Source organism: bacterium (genome assembly GCA_021372535.1).
In the GTDB taxonomy this organism is placed as follows: Bacteria; Latescibacterota; Latescibacteria; order Latescibacterales; family Latescibacteraceae; genus JAFGMP01.
Window position 1 is genome coordinate 1 of the sequence record JAJFUH010000213.1, and the last position, 15,748, is coordinate 15,748.

The 15,748-nt window shown below is 49.6% G+C and carries 12 protein-coding genes; 4 read left to right on the forward strand and 8 right to left on the reverse strand.

The window, feature by feature from the left end:
* Positions 1-188: 188 nt before the first annotated feature.
* The 3 genes from LLG96_18340 to LLG96_18350 form a co-directional block, all read right to left on the reverse strand.
* The gene (locus LLG96_18340; GenBank protein MCE5252165.1) at positions 189-1,130 is read right to left on the reverse strand and encodes a metallophosphoesterase; all 942 of its coding nucleotides are present in this window, start codon (positions 1,128-1,130) and stop codon (positions 189-191) included.
* A 522-nt stretch (positions 1,131-1,652) separates the two neighbouring features.
* Entirely contained in the window at positions 1,653-2,861 is a 1,209-nt protein-coding gene (locus tag LLG96_18345; protein MCE5252166.1) for an acetate kinase, read from the reverse strand.
* A 38-nt stretch (positions 2,862-2,899) separates the two neighbouring features.
* Entirely contained in the window at positions 2,900-3,841 is a 942-nt protein-coding gene (locus LLG96_18350; protein ID MCE5252167.1) for a histone deacetylase, read from the reverse strand.
* A 536-nt stretch (positions 3,842-4,377) separates the two neighbouring features.
* Here LLG96_18350 and LLG96_18355 point away from each other — a divergent pair.
* From LLG96_18355 to LLG96_18370, 4 genes are all read left to right on the forward strand, one after another.
* Entirely contained in the window at positions 4,378-4,857 is a 480-nt protein-coding gene (locus LLG96_18355) for an Lrp/AsnC family transcriptional regulator (protein MCE5252168.1), read from the forward strand.
* Positions 4,858-4,950: 93 nt separating this feature from the next.
* Positions 4,951-6,123, forward strand: coding sequence for an NAD(P) transhydrogenase subunit alpha (locus LLG96_18360; GenBank protein MCE5252169.1), 1,173 nt, complete (start codon positions 4,951-4,953; stop codon positions 6,121-6,123).
* A gap of 21 nt (positions 6,124-6,144) precedes the next feature.
* Complete coding sequence (locus tag LLG96_18365) at positions 6,145-6,435, forward strand: NAD(P) transhydrogenase subunit alpha (protein ID MCE5252170.1); 291 nt, start codon at positions 6,145-6,147, stop codon at positions 6,433-6,435.
* The gene (locus LLG96_18370; GenBank protein ID MCE5252171.1) at positions 6,432-7,841 is read left to right on the forward strand and encodes an NAD(P)(+) transhydrogenase (Re/Si-specific) subunit beta; all 1,410 of its coding nucleotides are present in this window, start codon (positions 6,432-6,434) and stop codon (positions 7,839-7,841) included. The genes LLG96_18365 and LLG96_18370 overlap by 4 nt, the downstream gene beginning before the upstream one ends.
* A gap of 472 nt (positions 7,842-8,313) precedes the next feature.
* Here the strand turns inward: LLG96_18370 and LLG96_18375 are convergent, their stop codons facing one another.
* The 5 genes from LLG96_18375 to LLG96_18395 form a co-directional block, all read right to left on the reverse strand.
* Positions 8,314-9,801 carry a C69 family dipeptidase gene (locus tag LLG96_18375; protein MCE5252172.1) on the reverse strand — a complete coding sequence of 496 codons (1,488 nt, stop codon included), beginning with the start codon at positions 9,799-9,801 and terminating at the stop codon, positions 8,314-8,316.
* A gap of 388 nt (positions 9,802-10,189) precedes the next feature.
* A complete protein-coding gene (locus LLG96_18380) occupies positions 10,190-10,654 on the reverse strand; it encodes a VOC family protein (GenBank protein ID MCE5252173.1) in 465 nt (154 codons plus the stop codon).
* A gap of 574 nt (positions 10,655-11,228) precedes the next feature.
* On the reverse strand, positions 11,229-12,959 hold the full coding sequence (locus LLG96_18385; protein ID MCE5252174.1) for a DUF2326 domain-containing protein: 1,731 nt from the start codon (positions 12,957-12,959) through the stop codon (positions 11,229-11,231).
* A 204-nt stretch (positions 12,960-13,163) separates the two neighbouring features.
* Positions 13,164-14,129 carry an SMEK domain-containing protein gene (locus tag LLG96_18390; protein ID MCE5252175.1) on the reverse strand — a complete coding sequence of 322 codons (966 nt, stop codon included), beginning with the start codon at positions 14,127-14,129 and terminating at the stop codon, positions 13,164-13,166.
* A 419-nt stretch (positions 14,130-14,548) separates the two neighbouring features.
* The gene (locus LLG96_18395; protein ID MCE5252176.1) at positions 14,549-15,610 is read right to left on the reverse strand and encodes an aldo/keto reductase; all 1,062 of its coding nucleotides are present in this window, start codon (positions 15,608-15,610) and stop codon (positions 14,549-14,551) included.
* Positions 15,611-15,748 lie beyond the last annotated feature (138 nt).

Consider the following 15,748-nt stretch of genomic DNA (forward strand, 5'->3'; position numbering starts at 1 on the left):
AAAAACGGTTGTGACCGCGGGGCTTTTCAACGGGTTTATAAATTCACAGGCTTTAATGGTCTATATTCCATTTATAATCAATGTATTGCAATACATTTCATTGTGGATTTCGGGGGATGGTCAGGATTTACAGTCATTACCGTTTACATGGTATAGTATTATCACCAATGAAAAAAAATTTAATCGATTCAGCGGAACACGCATTTCAGGAACCGTACGTTTTTTTCCCCCCTTACCCACCGGTTACCCCATTCCTTTACATAGGATAATTCTCTGAGTTCCGGTAAATCGAGCTCATGAGTGCTCATTTCGAAAACACCGGCATTGAATTCGACGAGACGGATTTCGTAGGGATACTCCCTGAGCGCGGCGGTCATGATGTGCCATACGCCATGATCTTTCAATGCATCGTGGATGTGCCAGTGCCCCGCGAAACAGGCCTTGACCGCAGTGCTGCCCCGGACAAGGCTCAGGAGCTCTTCACGGCCGATCATATCATCGATGAAACGCCGGGGGTATGTCAGAGGACTTTCAACCGGAAGACCCCCAGGCAGTGTTGCAGCCGGATAAGCCTCCCGGAAGGCAACGGGAGCATGCGTTACCAGAACCGCAGGCATTTCCGAGCGCACGAGCCCGTTCTCCAGCCAGCATTTATCGGCTTCGGCAGGCCCGATACTTTTAATCGCACCGGAATCATACTTCTCACGGTCAAGAACCGGGGAAACACTCCCGTCATACCCGTACCAGTACGCCGTATCAAGAAAGAAAAAGCGCAGGCCGCCGAGATCACGAACATACGAACAGGACTGACCGGTAATTCCGTACCGTTCTTTCAGACGGGCGCGGGGCGCGGAGCACCAGGTGTCATGATTTCCGGGAACAGCATACCAGGGGCAGCCGAAACGATCCATGACAGCCGCTCCGAAATCGAAACTCCCGCCGGAACATACGCCGACAAGATCACCGCAGTGGACGACAAAATCCGGGTCGAGTTTCCTGACAAGCCTGACAAGAGCTTCCCCCATGCATTCGGAAAAACGCTCCGTTGTCCGGTTCCACCAGGTGCTTTCACAGGATGAGGGCGGGGCGGTGAAGTGGGTATCGCTCAAAACAACAAAGCGACAAGACATGAAGTATTCCCTGCAATATGTTATCTATCAGGATAATCAAGGGGGCTGTGAAAAAGTATATTTTTCACGAGCCCGATAATGAAATGTATTGTTTCGATGCTGTCAAGGGTATGTAAATCGGTGGCAACCCCCCATTTTTTTAAGAACACTTTTTTAGATGTTACTTCCCTTGCATGCCCAAAGGAAGTAACCAAGGAAAGGGCACCCCGTGAAAAGCCTTTTTCCCCGTTTACCACCCGTTTTTCGGGAATGTGTGAACTCACGAGCCTTCGGCTCGCTCGGACAGCACCCATTCTTTTTCCGAAAACCGGTTGTGACCGCGGGGCTTTTCAACGGGGTTGAATAATCAGAAGCTCAAGAGGTGTTATGCTGTTTATTACAAAAAGTCATGGATTTGGGGGGAGCGCCAGCATATAAACATGTCCCCGAATCATTAATCGGGAATCGTCACTTCGCGCAGACCCTGACAGCATTTATCCATACTTACGGACTTTATCACAATGCTTCCAAAATAAAACGGCATCACTTGTCGCGCTTGCGGGCGAGGCGCTCGGCTTCACGGGCGATGACGATTTCCTCGTTTGTCGGTATTACCAGAATTTTTACCGGTGAATCGCTGCGGTTAATCCCGGCTTCACCTCCTATGGCGCGGGAGTTCTTTTCCTCATCGACCGTTATGCCGAGAAACGAAAGACCCTCGCACGATTTACTCCTGATGAGAGGGCTGTGCTCGCCGACACCGGCGGTAAAAACGAGGGCATCGCATCCGCCGAGCACTCCCATGTATGACGCGATATATTTTTTGATGCGGTAACAGTACATATCGAGGGCGAGGGCGGCGCGTTCGTTGCCGGATTCCGCGGCAGCCGCAACCTCGCGCATGTCCGGGGAAATACCCGAAACACCGAGCAGACCGCTCTTTTTGTTCATGATGGAGTCCATCTCATCGGGCGAGATGCCTTCCTTCCGCATGATATACAGCGGCGCCGCGGTATCGATATCACCGGTCCGCGTTCCCATCATGAGACCCTCGAGGGGAGTGAATCCCATGGATGTATCGACCGCATGACCGCCATGGACAGCATCGATCGAGCAGCCGTTGCCGAGATGGCATGTTATGATTCGCATCTCCTCGTAGGGCCGCCCCAGAATCTCAGCCGCACGCGAGGAAACATAGTAATGGGATGTCCCATGAAAACCGTACCGTCTAATGCCATATTTTTCGTAGTATGCATAAGGCAGGGCATACATATATGCCTTTGGAGGAATTTTGGAATGAAACCCCGTGTCAAAGACGATAACCTGCGGAATATCGGGCATTGCCGATATACAGGCTTCTATTCCGAGGAGATGCGCCGGATTATGGAGCGGCGCAATATCGAGAATACCGCGGATTTCGCCGAGCACTGTCTTGTTTGCCGCGACCGATTCGCAGAAGCGCCTGCCGCCGTTGACAAACCGGTGGCCGACCGCGCCGATCTCCGAAAGGTTGCCGAGCACGGCGCCCGAACCCTCAACAAGCGCTGCAAGGACATGCTTCATGGCCTCATCGTGGTTTTCGATCGGCAGTGTCCGGACACATTTCTGGCCTTCCGTTGCGATATGGGTAAAGATAGCATCCTGAAATCCGATACGTTCGACAATTCCCTTTGCCAGAACATGCTCGCCGGTGGTGTCCATGAGCTGATATTTAACCGATGAACTGCCGCAGTTTATAACAAGAACCTTCACTATTCCTCCTAAAAAATATCATAACAGAATTGTTCGATTCACGAACCCCCTGCTTCGAGAAGGGCATCGACATGGAATGCCGCCGATTCGGCAAGCGCTTCGAACTCATACCCGCCCTCGAGGGTGGATACGATATGACCATCGCAGTACATATCGGCGAATTTCACCACTTCTTTTGTCAGACGGTAGAAAGAGTCCGATTCGAGGTTGATGTCTCCGAGAGGATCATCCTTGTGCGCATCGAACCCGGCGGACATGAGCACGAATTCCGGCATGAACATGTTGACCTGGTCGGCGAGCTGCCCCTTGAACACATGCATGTACTCCTCCTCACCCGCACCCGGAGGGACAGGAGCATTGAGCACACCGCCCGAATGGCTGTAGAGACGGGTCGACAATCCGGTTCCGGGATAGTGCGGATGCTGATGGATGCTGAACAGGAGGATATCGTTGTCTCCCGAGAGCATTTCCTCGGTGCCGTTACAGTGATGAACATCGAAATCGACGATAAGGATTTTGTGGATGTTGTGCTTCTTTTTCAGATGCCGCGCACCGATGGCGATGTTGTTGAACAGGCAGAAGCCCATGGCCATGGAATACCGTGAATGATGACCGGGGGGCCTGACCGGGCAGAAGGCGGTCGTGTATCTTTTATCCACAACACCGTCGATAGCGGTCATTACCGCTCCCGCCGCGCGGAGCGCCGCCTGGTAGGAACCCTTTGAAACCGGCGTATCGGGAGAATCGATATACTGAGGGCCGGCTGCGGAAGTTGTTTTGACATGCTCGATATACGACTGGCTGTGAACATACCCGATTTCATCTGTTGTGGCGCACCGCGGCTCGTCCCACACCAGTCTGTCCCGGTATTTCTCCTGTTTCAGGGCCTTGGTGATGACGGTGACTCTGCCGGGACGCTCGGGATGGCCGATTCCGGTAATGTGGTTGAGGTAATCATCATGATAGAGAATTCCTGTCATAGTATGCTCCCGTATTGTACTATTAAAATATAATACACTACAAATATCATGTTGAATCCGCTCATAATATACAAGAATATAAAGTATAAAGTTTGATGGTAATGAACAAGGGAAAACGTTGCACTGGCACCCCCCATTTTTTCAAAAACACTTTTTTAGATATTACTTCCTTTGCGTGCCCAAAGGAAGTAACCAAGGAAAGGGCACCCCGTGAAAAGCCTGTTTCCCCGGTCACTGCCCGTTTTTCGGGAATGTGTGAACTCACGAGCCTTCGGCTCGCTCGGACAGCACCCATTCTTTTTCCGAAAACCGGTCGTGAACGGGGGGCTTTTCAAGGGGTTTATAAATTCACAGGCATTAATGGTATATATTCTATTTATAATCAATTTATTACAATACAATTCATTGTGGATTTTTGAGGGTCACCAGAAAACGGTGCAGCATAACCATGATGATTAAATACTATTCATCATTTTTGCCTTGACAATCTACGCATATTAATGTTATTTTAGCCATAAAAGGAGAAAATGCGTAAAATGGATGCCATTGATACTCAAATAGCGCATATTTTAGGCGTTGACGGGAGGCTGTCGAACAGGGAAATCGGCCGCCGTCTCGGAATCGCCGAAGGAACCGTCCGTCAGCGCCTGAGCCGTCTCTTTGACAGCGGTGTGCTCCGTGTCGCCGCGCAGGCCAATATCGAGTCATTTCCCGAGTCCTATCTCGCAATCGTGGGGGTCAAGATCGACGGCCGCCGTCTCAGCGAGAGCGCCGAAACGATAGAACAGCTCCCGTCGGTGCTCACCACGATGATTGTGACGGGGCGATACGACATCGTAACCATGGTGCTTGCCCCCTCGCGGCAGACCCTCGTGGATTTTGTCACCGACCAGCTTTCGAAAGTGCAGGGTGTCAGGGATTCCGAGACGTTTGTCGTGCTCAAGAATTTCGGTCAGTGGATTCCGGCGGACAAGCTGTGCAGTATGATACGGGATTTCAATAACAGTCAACGGTGATTGTAATGATTTTATGCAGTTTTCCGAATTGTTATCAATCATTCGGAACCGGACGCTGTTGTGTTATGCAATTGTGAGAGGAAGGTGGAAATAATGGATTTTCAAGGTATTACATTCGCTGTACCGAAGGAGATACTCGAGGGTGAGCTGCGGGTTGCGGTAACACCCGACACCGCCCGTAAAATGACTGGCAAGGGGGCACATGTCCTCATGGAAAAGGGAGCGGGTATCGGCTCTTTTTTTTCCGATGACATGTACCGTGATGCGGGAGCGGAGATTGTCGGCGATGTGGAGGACCTGTTCGGGAGAGCCACTGTCATTCTCAAGGTGAAGGAGCCGCATTATAATGAGGCGAAAGGGAAGCACGAGGTCGACATGATGAAGAAAGGGCAATACCTCGTGGCATTTCTTCATCCCGCTTTTCCCGGAAATTACACCATGGTAAAATCTCTGGCCGCGCGGGGAGTTACTTCGCTGACCCTCGACTCGATCCCGAGAATTTCGCGGGCTCAGTCCATGGATGCCCTGACATCAATGAGCACGGTTGCCGGTTATAAAGCCGTGCTCATCGCTGCAAGCAAACTGCCGAAATTTCTCCCCATGATGGGAACGGCTTCGGGAATGATTCAGCCGGCATCGGTTCTTGTCATCGGAACGGGTGTCGCCGGACTTCAGGCAGCAGCGACGGCAAAAAGGCTCGGGGCAGTCGTGTATGGAACCGATATTCGTCATGATGCCTGCGAGCAGGCGAAAAGCGTCGGCGCGAAAATTGTCGATACCGGCGTTCCGCAGGAACTGGCGGTGGGCGCGGGCGGATATGCACGGAACCTTTCCGATGAGTGGATTGCCAGGGAACGTGAGGCGCTACGTGACCGCGTATCCCAGTCGGATATCATTATCCTTTCGGCGCTTATTCCGGGCAAGCTCGCTCCCGTACTCATCACCGGGGAGATGGTGAAATCCATGAGACCGGGTTCGGTAATCGTGGATATCGCTATCGATCAGGGCGGCAACTGTGAAATATCGGAAGCCGGAAAAACCTTTGAAAAGCACGGTGTCACCATCTTCTGCATACAGAATATCCCCGGACTGGTGCCGGTAAGCTCGACATGGATGTTTGCCAACAACATGTATAATTTTGTCGATAATCTCATAAAGGACGGCAGGATTGTCGCAGGCAGGGACGATGAAATCATTGCAGCGTGCCTCCTCACTATCGACGGCGAAATTGTCCATACCGGCGCCCGCGAAGCGATGCATCTGTAGTTGAAAGGCAGGACCAGCATCATGATTGTATTGACAGTGATTTTTATTGTTGCGACTGCAATCGGTTACAAGTTGATCAGCGATGTTCCGAGTCTTCTCCATACGCCGCTGATGTCCGGTATGAATGCGCTGTCGGGTATCACACTGATCGGAGCCCTCGTCATCACTGCCGGTGCGGTACGTCTGGACAGCGAGATTCTCGGCGCTGTCGCGATTGTCATGGCCACGATAAACATCGTTGCCGGTTTCCATGTCACCCACCGTATGCTGAAAATGTTCAGGGAAAAAGGTTCCGGAGATAAACGGAAATGAACAGCGTTCTCTCTGTCACGCTCGATGTACTGTTTACGGCCGGTTTTTTGTGGGGTATACGGCTCATGAACTCGCCCCGTACGGCGGTGAGGGGAAATCTCCTCGGCGCGCTCAGCATGTTCGGCGCGGTCGTTGTAACGCTTATAAGCAACGGCATTGTCAGCAATGGTGTGCTCTGGATGTCGATCGCTGTCGGCGGGATTGCCGGATATGTCCTTGCAGTCAAAGTCGCCATGATCCAGATGCCCCAGCTTGTTGCGCTTTTGAACGGACTCGGAGGAGGCGCATCCGCTGTGACCGCATTCATTGTACTCACCGCTTTTTCGGAGAAGGATGTCTCGACGCTGTTCACGGGCGCTCTTGCGCTGGCTGTCGGTGGTGTGACATTCAGCGGAAGTATGATTGCTGCAGCAAAGCTTGACCGCAGGATTGCCCAGAAACCGGTAGTATTGAAAGGTCATACATTCTTGAACGCGGCGACATTGGTTCTCACGGGTATGTCACTTATACTCGTTACGTTCGGTCCTTCCGGTCTGTCCGGTGCGTTTGCCGGTATTATCCTCGTGAGCGCTCTTGTTTTCGGTCTGCTGTTTACGGTGAGGATCGGCGGCGCAGACATGCCCGTCACCATATCGCTCCTCAATTCACTTTCAGGCCTTGCAGGGTCTATTGCAGGCTTTGCCATCAACAACTCCCTGCTTGTCGCGGTCGGCGCAATTGTCGGATCAGCCGGGCTCATCCTGACGAGGATCATGTGCCGGGCCATGAACCGTTCTCTCCTCGATGTCATACTCGGGAAAACAACGGTTCAGAAGGAGTCACCCGGCCGGGATTCGCATGAACGGCGTCCGGCGGAGATATCCGAACCTGAAATTGACGGCCCGGTGGTGAAGCCGGATGATTACCAGGCAGCACTGTCGCATCTTGCCGAGGCGAAAAACATCGTGATTGTGCCCGGTTACGGCATGGCGCTGTCACAGGCGCAGGAACAGGTAAAAAAACTTTTCGACAAATTTCAGGCGCAGGGAAAAGAGGTGCGTTTCGCCATACATCCCGTTGCAGGACGGATGCCCGGCCATATGAACGTGCTGCTCGCGGAGGTGGATATTCCCTACGACAGGCTCTACGAGATGAACGATATCAACCCGTTTTTCCCCGAAACCGATGTCGCAGTTGTCGTGGGGGCAAACGATGTGGTAAATTCAGCGGCAATAACCGCTGAAAATACACCGATATACGGCATGCCTATCCTGACGGTCGGCGAAGCGAAACATGTCGTAATCTGTAATATCGATACAAAACCGGGGTATTCCGGAGTCGACAATCCCCTCTACCGGCAGCGTAATGTAATCATACTCCTCGGCGATGCCCGTGAGACAGTGGGAAGACTGGCTGAAGAAACCTGAATAATTCAGGAAGGTTTATAGTGTCCTGAAATAAGGTTACAGAGAAAAGGACAGTAAGGCAAGGATGAAAGAGGGGATGGCAAACCCTCTTTTTTTATAACATTTTTTATATATGTTACTTCCTTTGCGTGCCCAAAGGAAGTAACCAAGGAAAGGGCACCCCGTGAAAAGCCTTATTCCCCGTTCACTGCCCGGTTTTCGGGAATGTGTGAACTCACGAGCCTCCGGCTCGCTCGGACAGCACCCATTCTTTTTCCGAAAACCGGTTGTAACCGCGGGGCTTTTCAACGGGTTTATTAATTCACAGGCTTAAATTGTCTATATTCTATTTATAATCAATGTATTACATACAATACAATTCAACGTGATTTTTTGGGGGATGGCCAGCAAATATACAGAATATGCAATCTTCTCCAATACTCTTTTTCCGCATACCCCGAACATTCACAGGGGAGGCCGTTCCCCGGCGTGTTTACCGCGCGCCGGAGGGCTTGACCTGAACTGGCGTATCCAGGGAGCCGACCGCGAGCAGCGCCTGCGCCTTCTGAACCGCATCGGCGACGATTCCCTCGCAGTAACGGCTCATCATCTCCCGCGCGAGGGCAGGCTGGGTTTTCCACTGGTCGCTCACAAACCGCTCGAACGGAGGCTGGAGATCGTAACTCATCTGTTCGAACGCCCGCCACCGGTCCCGGACAGCGGGAATCCGCGCCGCATAATCACTATTGACCCATTTTGCCAGATCGCCCAAAACACTGTATGCCGTTCCGAATTCCGGCGAGGAGACGCAGAACGCACAACTCAGACCGAGGTCGCCGCCGAACCGGAGCTCGGCCGGAACCCTCTCCATACCCGCATACAGCGGCATATACGGCGTCGAGCAGGGCTGCCACATCGCCAGCCACCAGACCGCGCCGATCTCCACCGGCATATTCGGGCGAAGCTGGAACACGCCCGATGAATTTGTGTACGGGCCGCAGATGGTCGAGGTATGACGCTTGTGAGCGGGCGCGGCCACATAATCCGGGGGATCGTAGGGCGTGTTCTCGTAGTGGTCGCGGAGAACCGTGGTGATGTACCGCACGGTCAGCGGGGTATTCGGTTTGACCGCAAAGGGGAGCCGTGCATCCTCGGGCGCCGGAACCGTATCCGCGGAAAGCCGTCTGAGACCGCTCCACTGACGGTGGGTGTTCGCGATGTTATCCCGTGTTTTAGGGTCGGCATAGGCTTTCTCGAAGCTGAACGGGCCATCCGAGGGATTATACCACCCGCGTTTGACAGCGTAATCGATCAGGTCGGGCGAACCACGGAAATTGAGGGTGTCGGCGAGATCGACCTCGCGGATCGTATAGGTATTGGCGACGAGCGCCACCATGTCATCGGGGACACGCTGCGCCACCCAGTGCTTGCCGTTGACCATCGCGACGAGCCATCCCTCGCGGGGATCGCAGATTATCATGGTCCTCCCGCTCGCAGTATAGCCGAACTGCCCGACGAGCGCTCCGACAAGCTTCACTCCCTCGAGCGCGGTCCGCGCCCGTTCCGCCACGAGCCGTCTCAAAAGGGGCCCCCCGATTCCGCCATCGGTCAACTGCGGATTGTCCTCACGGGACTGGCAGTTGTCGGTTGCGACAGCGACGCCATGCTCGTTGAGGAAGCCATCGCTGTAGTCGAGCTCCGGCATCTGGAGCCACCAGTACGCCCATGTTGTCGGCACCTGTGGAATCCGTCCCCCGCCCGGGAGTATCACCTGTTCCCCCGGTTTGTAATCGACGCGGTCGATTTTTCGCAGCCCGGCGACGAATTTTGGATTGTTATCCTCGTTGTGCCCGAACAGCACGCTGCCATCGGCGGTGGCTTTTCTTCCCGCGACGATCGAGTAGCACCCCTCTTCCGCGGTCACCGGCAGGGCGACCAGGAGAAGAATGACAAGCATTGAAAGATATTTGGTGTTGGTCATGATGTACGCTCCGAAGTGATAGTATGTGATAAGGACAGATGGATGTATCCCGATGTGTTTAAAAATATAATAGGACGCGGATTTATTAATAAACCATCCTCTTAATCTCTGAATAATCGGTCTTATAAAAATCCCCCCTGCCTTCCGGCATCCCCCCTTTTTAAGGGGGGCGTCTTGTCCTGAAATAAGTTTACAGAGAAAAGTACAGGAAGGCAAGGATGAAAGAGGGGATGGCGGGGTGGTTCGTGTGGAGAAAAGGGGTAGCAATCATATCCAAAACAATCCACATATCAGTAAAAGCCCTGTTTACATGATTTTCGCGTTGGGACAGGCGCGACCTGTCCCCACTACATTATTACAATTTATACCGGATACTACTGAGTGGATATCATGGTTCGACGATTAATTTCCATGCTTGAAGCTCAATGATATTGCCTTCCGGATCGGCAAGATAGACAAAGGTCACAAGGCCGACGCCTTCCACTTCGGACGAAGTGATATCACCGACTTTGCTGCCGCCATTCTTCAGGACTTCCGCAGCTGCCTGGTCTACGTCATCGACCTCGAAGGCAAGATGCATGATGCCTTCCTGATTGGCGGCAGTGGCCGATCGAGGCTCGTTGTGACAGTACTGGTAGATTTCCAGTGTCGGCCCGTTGTCCCCGTGACCCGGAAGAAGAAGGTGGGCACCCGTGAAATGGGCATCCTTCACACCCGTGCCTTTGTCCAGCCATTTGCCCGAGAGGTCCCGCTCGGGTGGAACAAGGATGCACCCGAACACGTCCTGATAAAACTTCGCAAGCGCCCGCCAGTCTCTGGCAACGATGTTTGTGTGCTTGTATTTCGCTTTCATGTTTTTCATATCGAACAAAGAATTAGCAGTCGAGACACATTAAATGCCTGACAGGCGATGTTCGCGCCATGATGTCAATATCCAGTGTTTTGTCCTGAAATAAGTTTACAGAGAAAAGGACAGGATGGCAAGGATGAAAAAGAGGATGGCAAACCCTCTTTTTTTATAACATTTTTTATATATGTTACTTTTTAATATGTTACTTCCTTTGCTTGCCCAAAGGAAGTAACCAAGGAAAGGGCACCCCTAGAAAAGCCTGTTTCCCCGTTCACTGCCCGTTTTTCGGGAATGTGTGAACTCACGAGCCTACGGCTCGCTCGGACAGCACCCATTCTTTTTCCGAAAACCGGTTGTGACCGTGGGGCTTTTCAACGGGGGCTGAAAAACACCATCAATAATCATGTAAATTCTATTTATAATCAATGTATTACATATAATACAGTTCATCGTGAATTTTAGGGGGGCGCCAGTGAAAAAGAGGATGAGGAGGGGGGCAGAGGGTAAAAATGATAATCAAAAAAACCAAACGATTTATCACCAGCGGTGCGTAGCTCCTTGCAGGTATAGCGTATTGTTAGGTATCAACTCCCCTCTCAATCCTGAAAAGTTTATCCTCCGGTGATAATTTTAGAACCAAATACTCATCTTTATTCAATTCCTCCGGCAGTTTATCTTTCAAAATTGATGCAATAAACTGTATCCCTCTTGCATTGACAAGATTGGCAATCATCAGGAGTTGATTATCATGCATTAGTTCTTTTTTATCATTGAGGAGAAAGTGCATGCATGGGATATTCTCTTCATCGGCAAAGAGCGTATAAGCGATATCAAAACAGGAAATTTCACCTTGTTTTTTCCCCGAACTGAAATTGGTGTTAAATGCCGTGAATTCATAGAGTCGGCGTCCCTTTACTATTTTTGGATCAACCTTCAATGCATATTTTTCACCATACAACTCATACGACACAGATGAAAAATGTCTGTTGAACTTGTTGACCTGTTCTTTAATTTTTAGGGCGAATTCATCGGAAAATAGGTCATTATCGATTACTGAGAGTTCTTTATTGAGTTCCGTAAGTTTAGACTCTACAGTGCTCAATTGACGCAAGGTGTTTTCATATTCTCCCTTCTTTTGGTATTTGGCATTAAGCTCTACAATCAATTGTTCAAGCACATCAAAGGAATCACTTTGGGTGATAGCGGTACTTAATTCGGCTTCTTCAACCAAGAGGCGGTTCAAATGCTCACGTTGAACGGTAAGCTTAGCATCAATCTTTGGCAAATCCTGTGCAATAAACCGAATTTTAGACTCCACCATTCGGTTGTGAAATTCATGTAACTCCTGAAAGGTCTTTTGAATTCCACTCACCAGAGATGTTGCCTGCTGATAGATCTGCTGTAACTGCTTTAGATCTATTGTAGATACACCTGATTGTATCTCCCTCTGGGCTTCTGAAATCAATTCTTTCCTCAGTTCAAGTCTGCCAATTTCAAAAGAAGAAAGATTTATCTGATATTTTATTCTGTTAAGCTTGTCCAAATCCAATTCAAAATCTGGATTAAGGTTGAGTGACGCCTTTCGACGTTCAAGTTCTTCTATCTCTGATTGAAGAAGGGCCAACGCAGTTTCGTATGCCGATTTTGTCTGTTCAGATTCAAGGCGTTTCTTGAATTTTTCCTCGATATCGATTTGAGATCGCAACTCCTGCTTGGTATCTCCTTCCTCGAAATCACAGCCAAAAAGAAAGAGATAAAGCGTTTCATACTCATCATCACGAGTAAAACTGTCAAGATTCTTGAGAGTGTTGTTTATACTTAAATCTTTATAGCGGATATTGTGTGCAATTATTTGCCGGAATGTCGGTTTATTCCCATAATGACCAGGAAACAGAAGATTGGTTAGCGTTTCTTCAAACTCGTCATCAGTTTTATTTTTGCTGTCTATGCTTTGAATTTTGTCTTTACGGGTCAGAAAGTTTCGTTCAATGAGCACTTTCCGAGATTCTTCATGCAAAAGGTCATCTTTGAGAACCAGCAAAACACGCACTTTGTTGTTAATAAGAAAATCTTTGACAAGTTTATACTCGTTCCGTTTGTTTTCGTAGTCGGAGTATATACCTTTCGCTTTGGCACCAAGACAGAAATCAACCAACTTCAGAACCGTTGTCTTACCGACGTTATTGCCGGTCTCTTTGCCACTTACAAAGGGTGTTTCGTCAACGATTAGGTTAAGACCTGGGTGGAATAGGATGTCTCGTATTATGGCGCCATCCCCATGTGTAATGGTCAGTGACTTCAAGAACATAGTTCCACCTCGCCGTGGTCATTCAATATGACCAGATTGAGGAGAAAAAGCCAATCTAGACACAGTATAAAAACTGGCAGGCTCATTTCACGCTCAACTGTTGTCTGTATGTATAAATCGAGTATATCCATTACCCGATGTTCTTGGATCGCTTTCAGAACAAAAGCACCATTGAAGTAAATGGTCTGTTCTGGATGAATGTTGTCAGGAACGAGCATCGGTATTCCCTAAAGGATTTATGAAAATTTTGCAACGAATGAAGGCATCCACAACGAGAATCTGAACACATAACACAAGTTCTTCATCGGGTATAGGTGTGTAATTGGCACTCGCCCGAATCTTCTGGACAACCTTTTCAATAATCGAAAAAAAACATTGATCAGGAGAATCAACTGAGCCTAATTTGACGTACTCCGTACGGATACCATTGAGAATCGAAAGGCTTTTGTTAGCGCCCTGCCTATCAAATTCTGAATAAATATTATCGATACGATGATAATGAATTTTATAGTCATCGATAAAAACTCTGGCTTTGTTCAGTTGATTGTACGAGATCTTTGCTTCAATATCGAACGGTACTTTTTCAAAGCCTGATACCCCTGGACTCCAATCCTCTTTTGAAAGAATTTTAATGATTGTCGTCAGATTGGACTCTACTTTCTCTGGGTCAGGTTCTTTCTTGAGCTCTCTTTTTAGAAAATCATAGACCTCTTTCATCTGGTCTATGTCCATCGTATTAATATGCAATAAAAGAGAGTGGATATCAAGAATATCATCGGCGGGCAAAAATCTCAGATTATGCGGATTTAAAAATGTTTTGGTTCGTAACTTATTCGCTTCCTTGCAGATGAATATAAACTTGAAGGAATAGTCCTTGTAGGTGGAAAGGTCTTTTGCAAGGGCTGATTCAATCTTCTGTTTGGTTGTTGTGGCAGAAACCTGGACAACGATTCTGTTTGTGATATCAACTAAATCAATACCTGCCGCATTATGATGTGTAACATTAAGGTTTTGAAGCTTCCAACCAAAAAGTAGATTTAGAAAATGCAGATAAAAATTCTCTGAATGCAGATTTAAGTCCAGAATATTCAAGCCCCCTCGCATATTTAGGCGATTAGCAAGGTAGCTGAGATCTGATTCAATGGAGTCGAAATATATTGAACGATTCATAAATACTTTCCACTTTTTAAAACATCATCATTCATGGTTTTGAAAAATAGCTTTCTTCTGCCTAACGGGCGCGAGATGAGAGGAAAAGATGGGGAGAAACTTGTTTCGATTCATCGATATCCGCTCAATTGTGCAGTTCGGGACGATGCAAAGCGCTCGCCTGAATAATATTTATAAAAGACTGTATAAACCGGCTTACAACCCGACAAAAGGGCTTCGTATACTGTGGTATTCTAAGTTCATGATGTTATGCAAATTATTGGTATCAAATAAAAATGTCAAGCAAATATTATGATGATTTGATTACATCTATTTATAAAAAACAACTGCTTTTGACGCACTCTCTCCCTGACACTATTATTAGCATCACAGGAGAAGACCCACGTGTGTATCTATCCTCAATCCGTACGAGCCGGGCCTCAAACAGCGTGCTGACGGGGAGCCCACTGATCGAGGAAACGGTAATGGTCGGGCAGGCAGGCATCCTCGGTCAGTTTCGCGTACTTCCGGAGTTTATCGAGCAGCCGTTTCTCATCGACGGTCATCACGGGATTGAAATACGCGGTCATGCCATCGTACACATCATTGAGCGTCCACATCCCCGCCATGGTGGTGTCGGGCTTGAGGCCGGAATTGATTATATACCTGAGCATGGCCCGGGGAAGGCTCGCCCCGCTTTCCGGCTCCATCTCATTCGCGGCGCGGATGAGGTGCGAGATAAACCATTCGCTCGCGAAGGGCTTCATGGTGATCACGCCGACCCCTTTGTCGCGGAGCTTCCGTGCAACCGGCTCGTAATCGCCGGGGAATTTACCGGTATAGACGATGTTGTGATAAAAATTATAGGGGAAAACGACAAAATCGATGGGATATGTATCGAGAACGGTATCGAGTTCGGGCTTGAAATGAATGGGCATTCCGACCGCGCGGATATAGCCTTTCTCCTTGAGCCGGAAGAGAACCTCCCAGTCGGGCCAGTTGGGCCTGTCAGGAGTGTGGCTGTGCATACGGACAAGGTCTATATGGTCGCGCCTGAAAAGCCGCAGGATATATTCAAGCTCCTCCTCGGCGCCCCGCTTCTCCGTCCGGCCGCCCATGGTCGAGAGCACGACCTTGTTTTTGAAGGGCTCGATGTGTCCGGGCATGGCCTCGTACTGGTTGTCATACACATCGATGGTATTGACCCCGTACTCGAATGCCGCACGGATCATCTGCCTTCGCTCTTTTTCGAGCGGGATGAGTCCCGGCGGAATATGAGAGCCGAAGGTGAACTTCGATACCCTGATTCCCGTTTTGCCGACTTCACCCATCGGCATGGTCCCCGCGGGTGGTTTCGGCACGGTGACTGTGAGCATGTCCGGGTTGAACTCATGGAGCTTCGGCCTGATAACCTTACGCCGCGTGCCAAGGATGGAACACCCTCCGGCAACAAGGGAAATACCTCCCGCAGCCGCGCCGGATAAAAACGACCTTCGTTTCATGGAACAGTTCCTTTCGACCAGCCGGTATCATTCATAAACAATTTCACCACGGAGACACGGAGATACGGAGAAAAGCCCACTGTAACTTGTTATCCATGAAAAACTTACAACCAGGACACGGAACAGGGGTAATTCATG

Excerpts from the sequence above, each read along its gene's own strand:
- LLG96_18340 (MCE5252165.1), bottom strand. The coding sequence starts at position 1,130 with ATGTCTTGTCGCTTTGTTGTTTTGAGCGATACCCACTTCACCGCCCCG.
- LLG96_18350 (MCE5252167.1), bottom strand. The coding sequence starts at position 3,841 with ATGACAGGAATTCTCTATCATGATGATTACCTCAACCACATTACCGGA.
- LLG96_18355 (MCE5252168.1), top strand. The coding sequence starts at position 4,378 with ATGGATGCCATTGATACTCAAATAGCGCATATTTTAGGCGTTGACGGG.
- LLG96_18360 (MCE5252169.1), top strand. The coding sequence starts at position 4,951 with ATGGATTTTCAAGGTATTACATTCGCTGTACCGAAGGAGATACTCGAG.
- LLG96_18365 (MCE5252170.1), top strand. The coding sequence starts at position 6,145 with ATGATTGTATTGACAGTGATTTTTATTGTTGCGACTGCAATCGGTTAC.
- LLG96_18370 (MCE5252171.1), top strand. The coding sequence starts at position 6,432 with ATGAACAGCGTTCTCTCTGTCACGCTCGATGTACTGTTTACGGCCGGT.
- LLG96_18375 (MCE5252172.1), bottom strand. The coding sequence starts at position 9,801 with ATGACCAACACCAAATATCTTTCAATGCTTGTCATTCTTCTCCTGGTC.
- LLG96_18380 (MCE5252173.1), bottom strand. The coding sequence starts at position 10,654 with ATGAAAGCGAAATACAAGCACACAAACATCGTTGCCAGAGACTGGCGG.
- LLG96_18385 (MCE5252174.1), bottom strand. The coding sequence starts at position 12,959 with ATGTTCTTGAAGTCACTGACCATTACACATGGGGATGGCGCCATAATA.
- LLG96_18390 (MCE5252175.1), bottom strand. The coding sequence starts at position 14,129 with ATGAATCGTTCAATATATTTCGACTCCATTGAATCAGATCTCAGCTAC.
- LLG96_18395 (MCE5252176.1), bottom strand. The coding sequence starts at position 15,610 with ATGAAACGAAGGTCGTTTTTATCCGGCGCGGCTGCGGGAGGTATTTCC.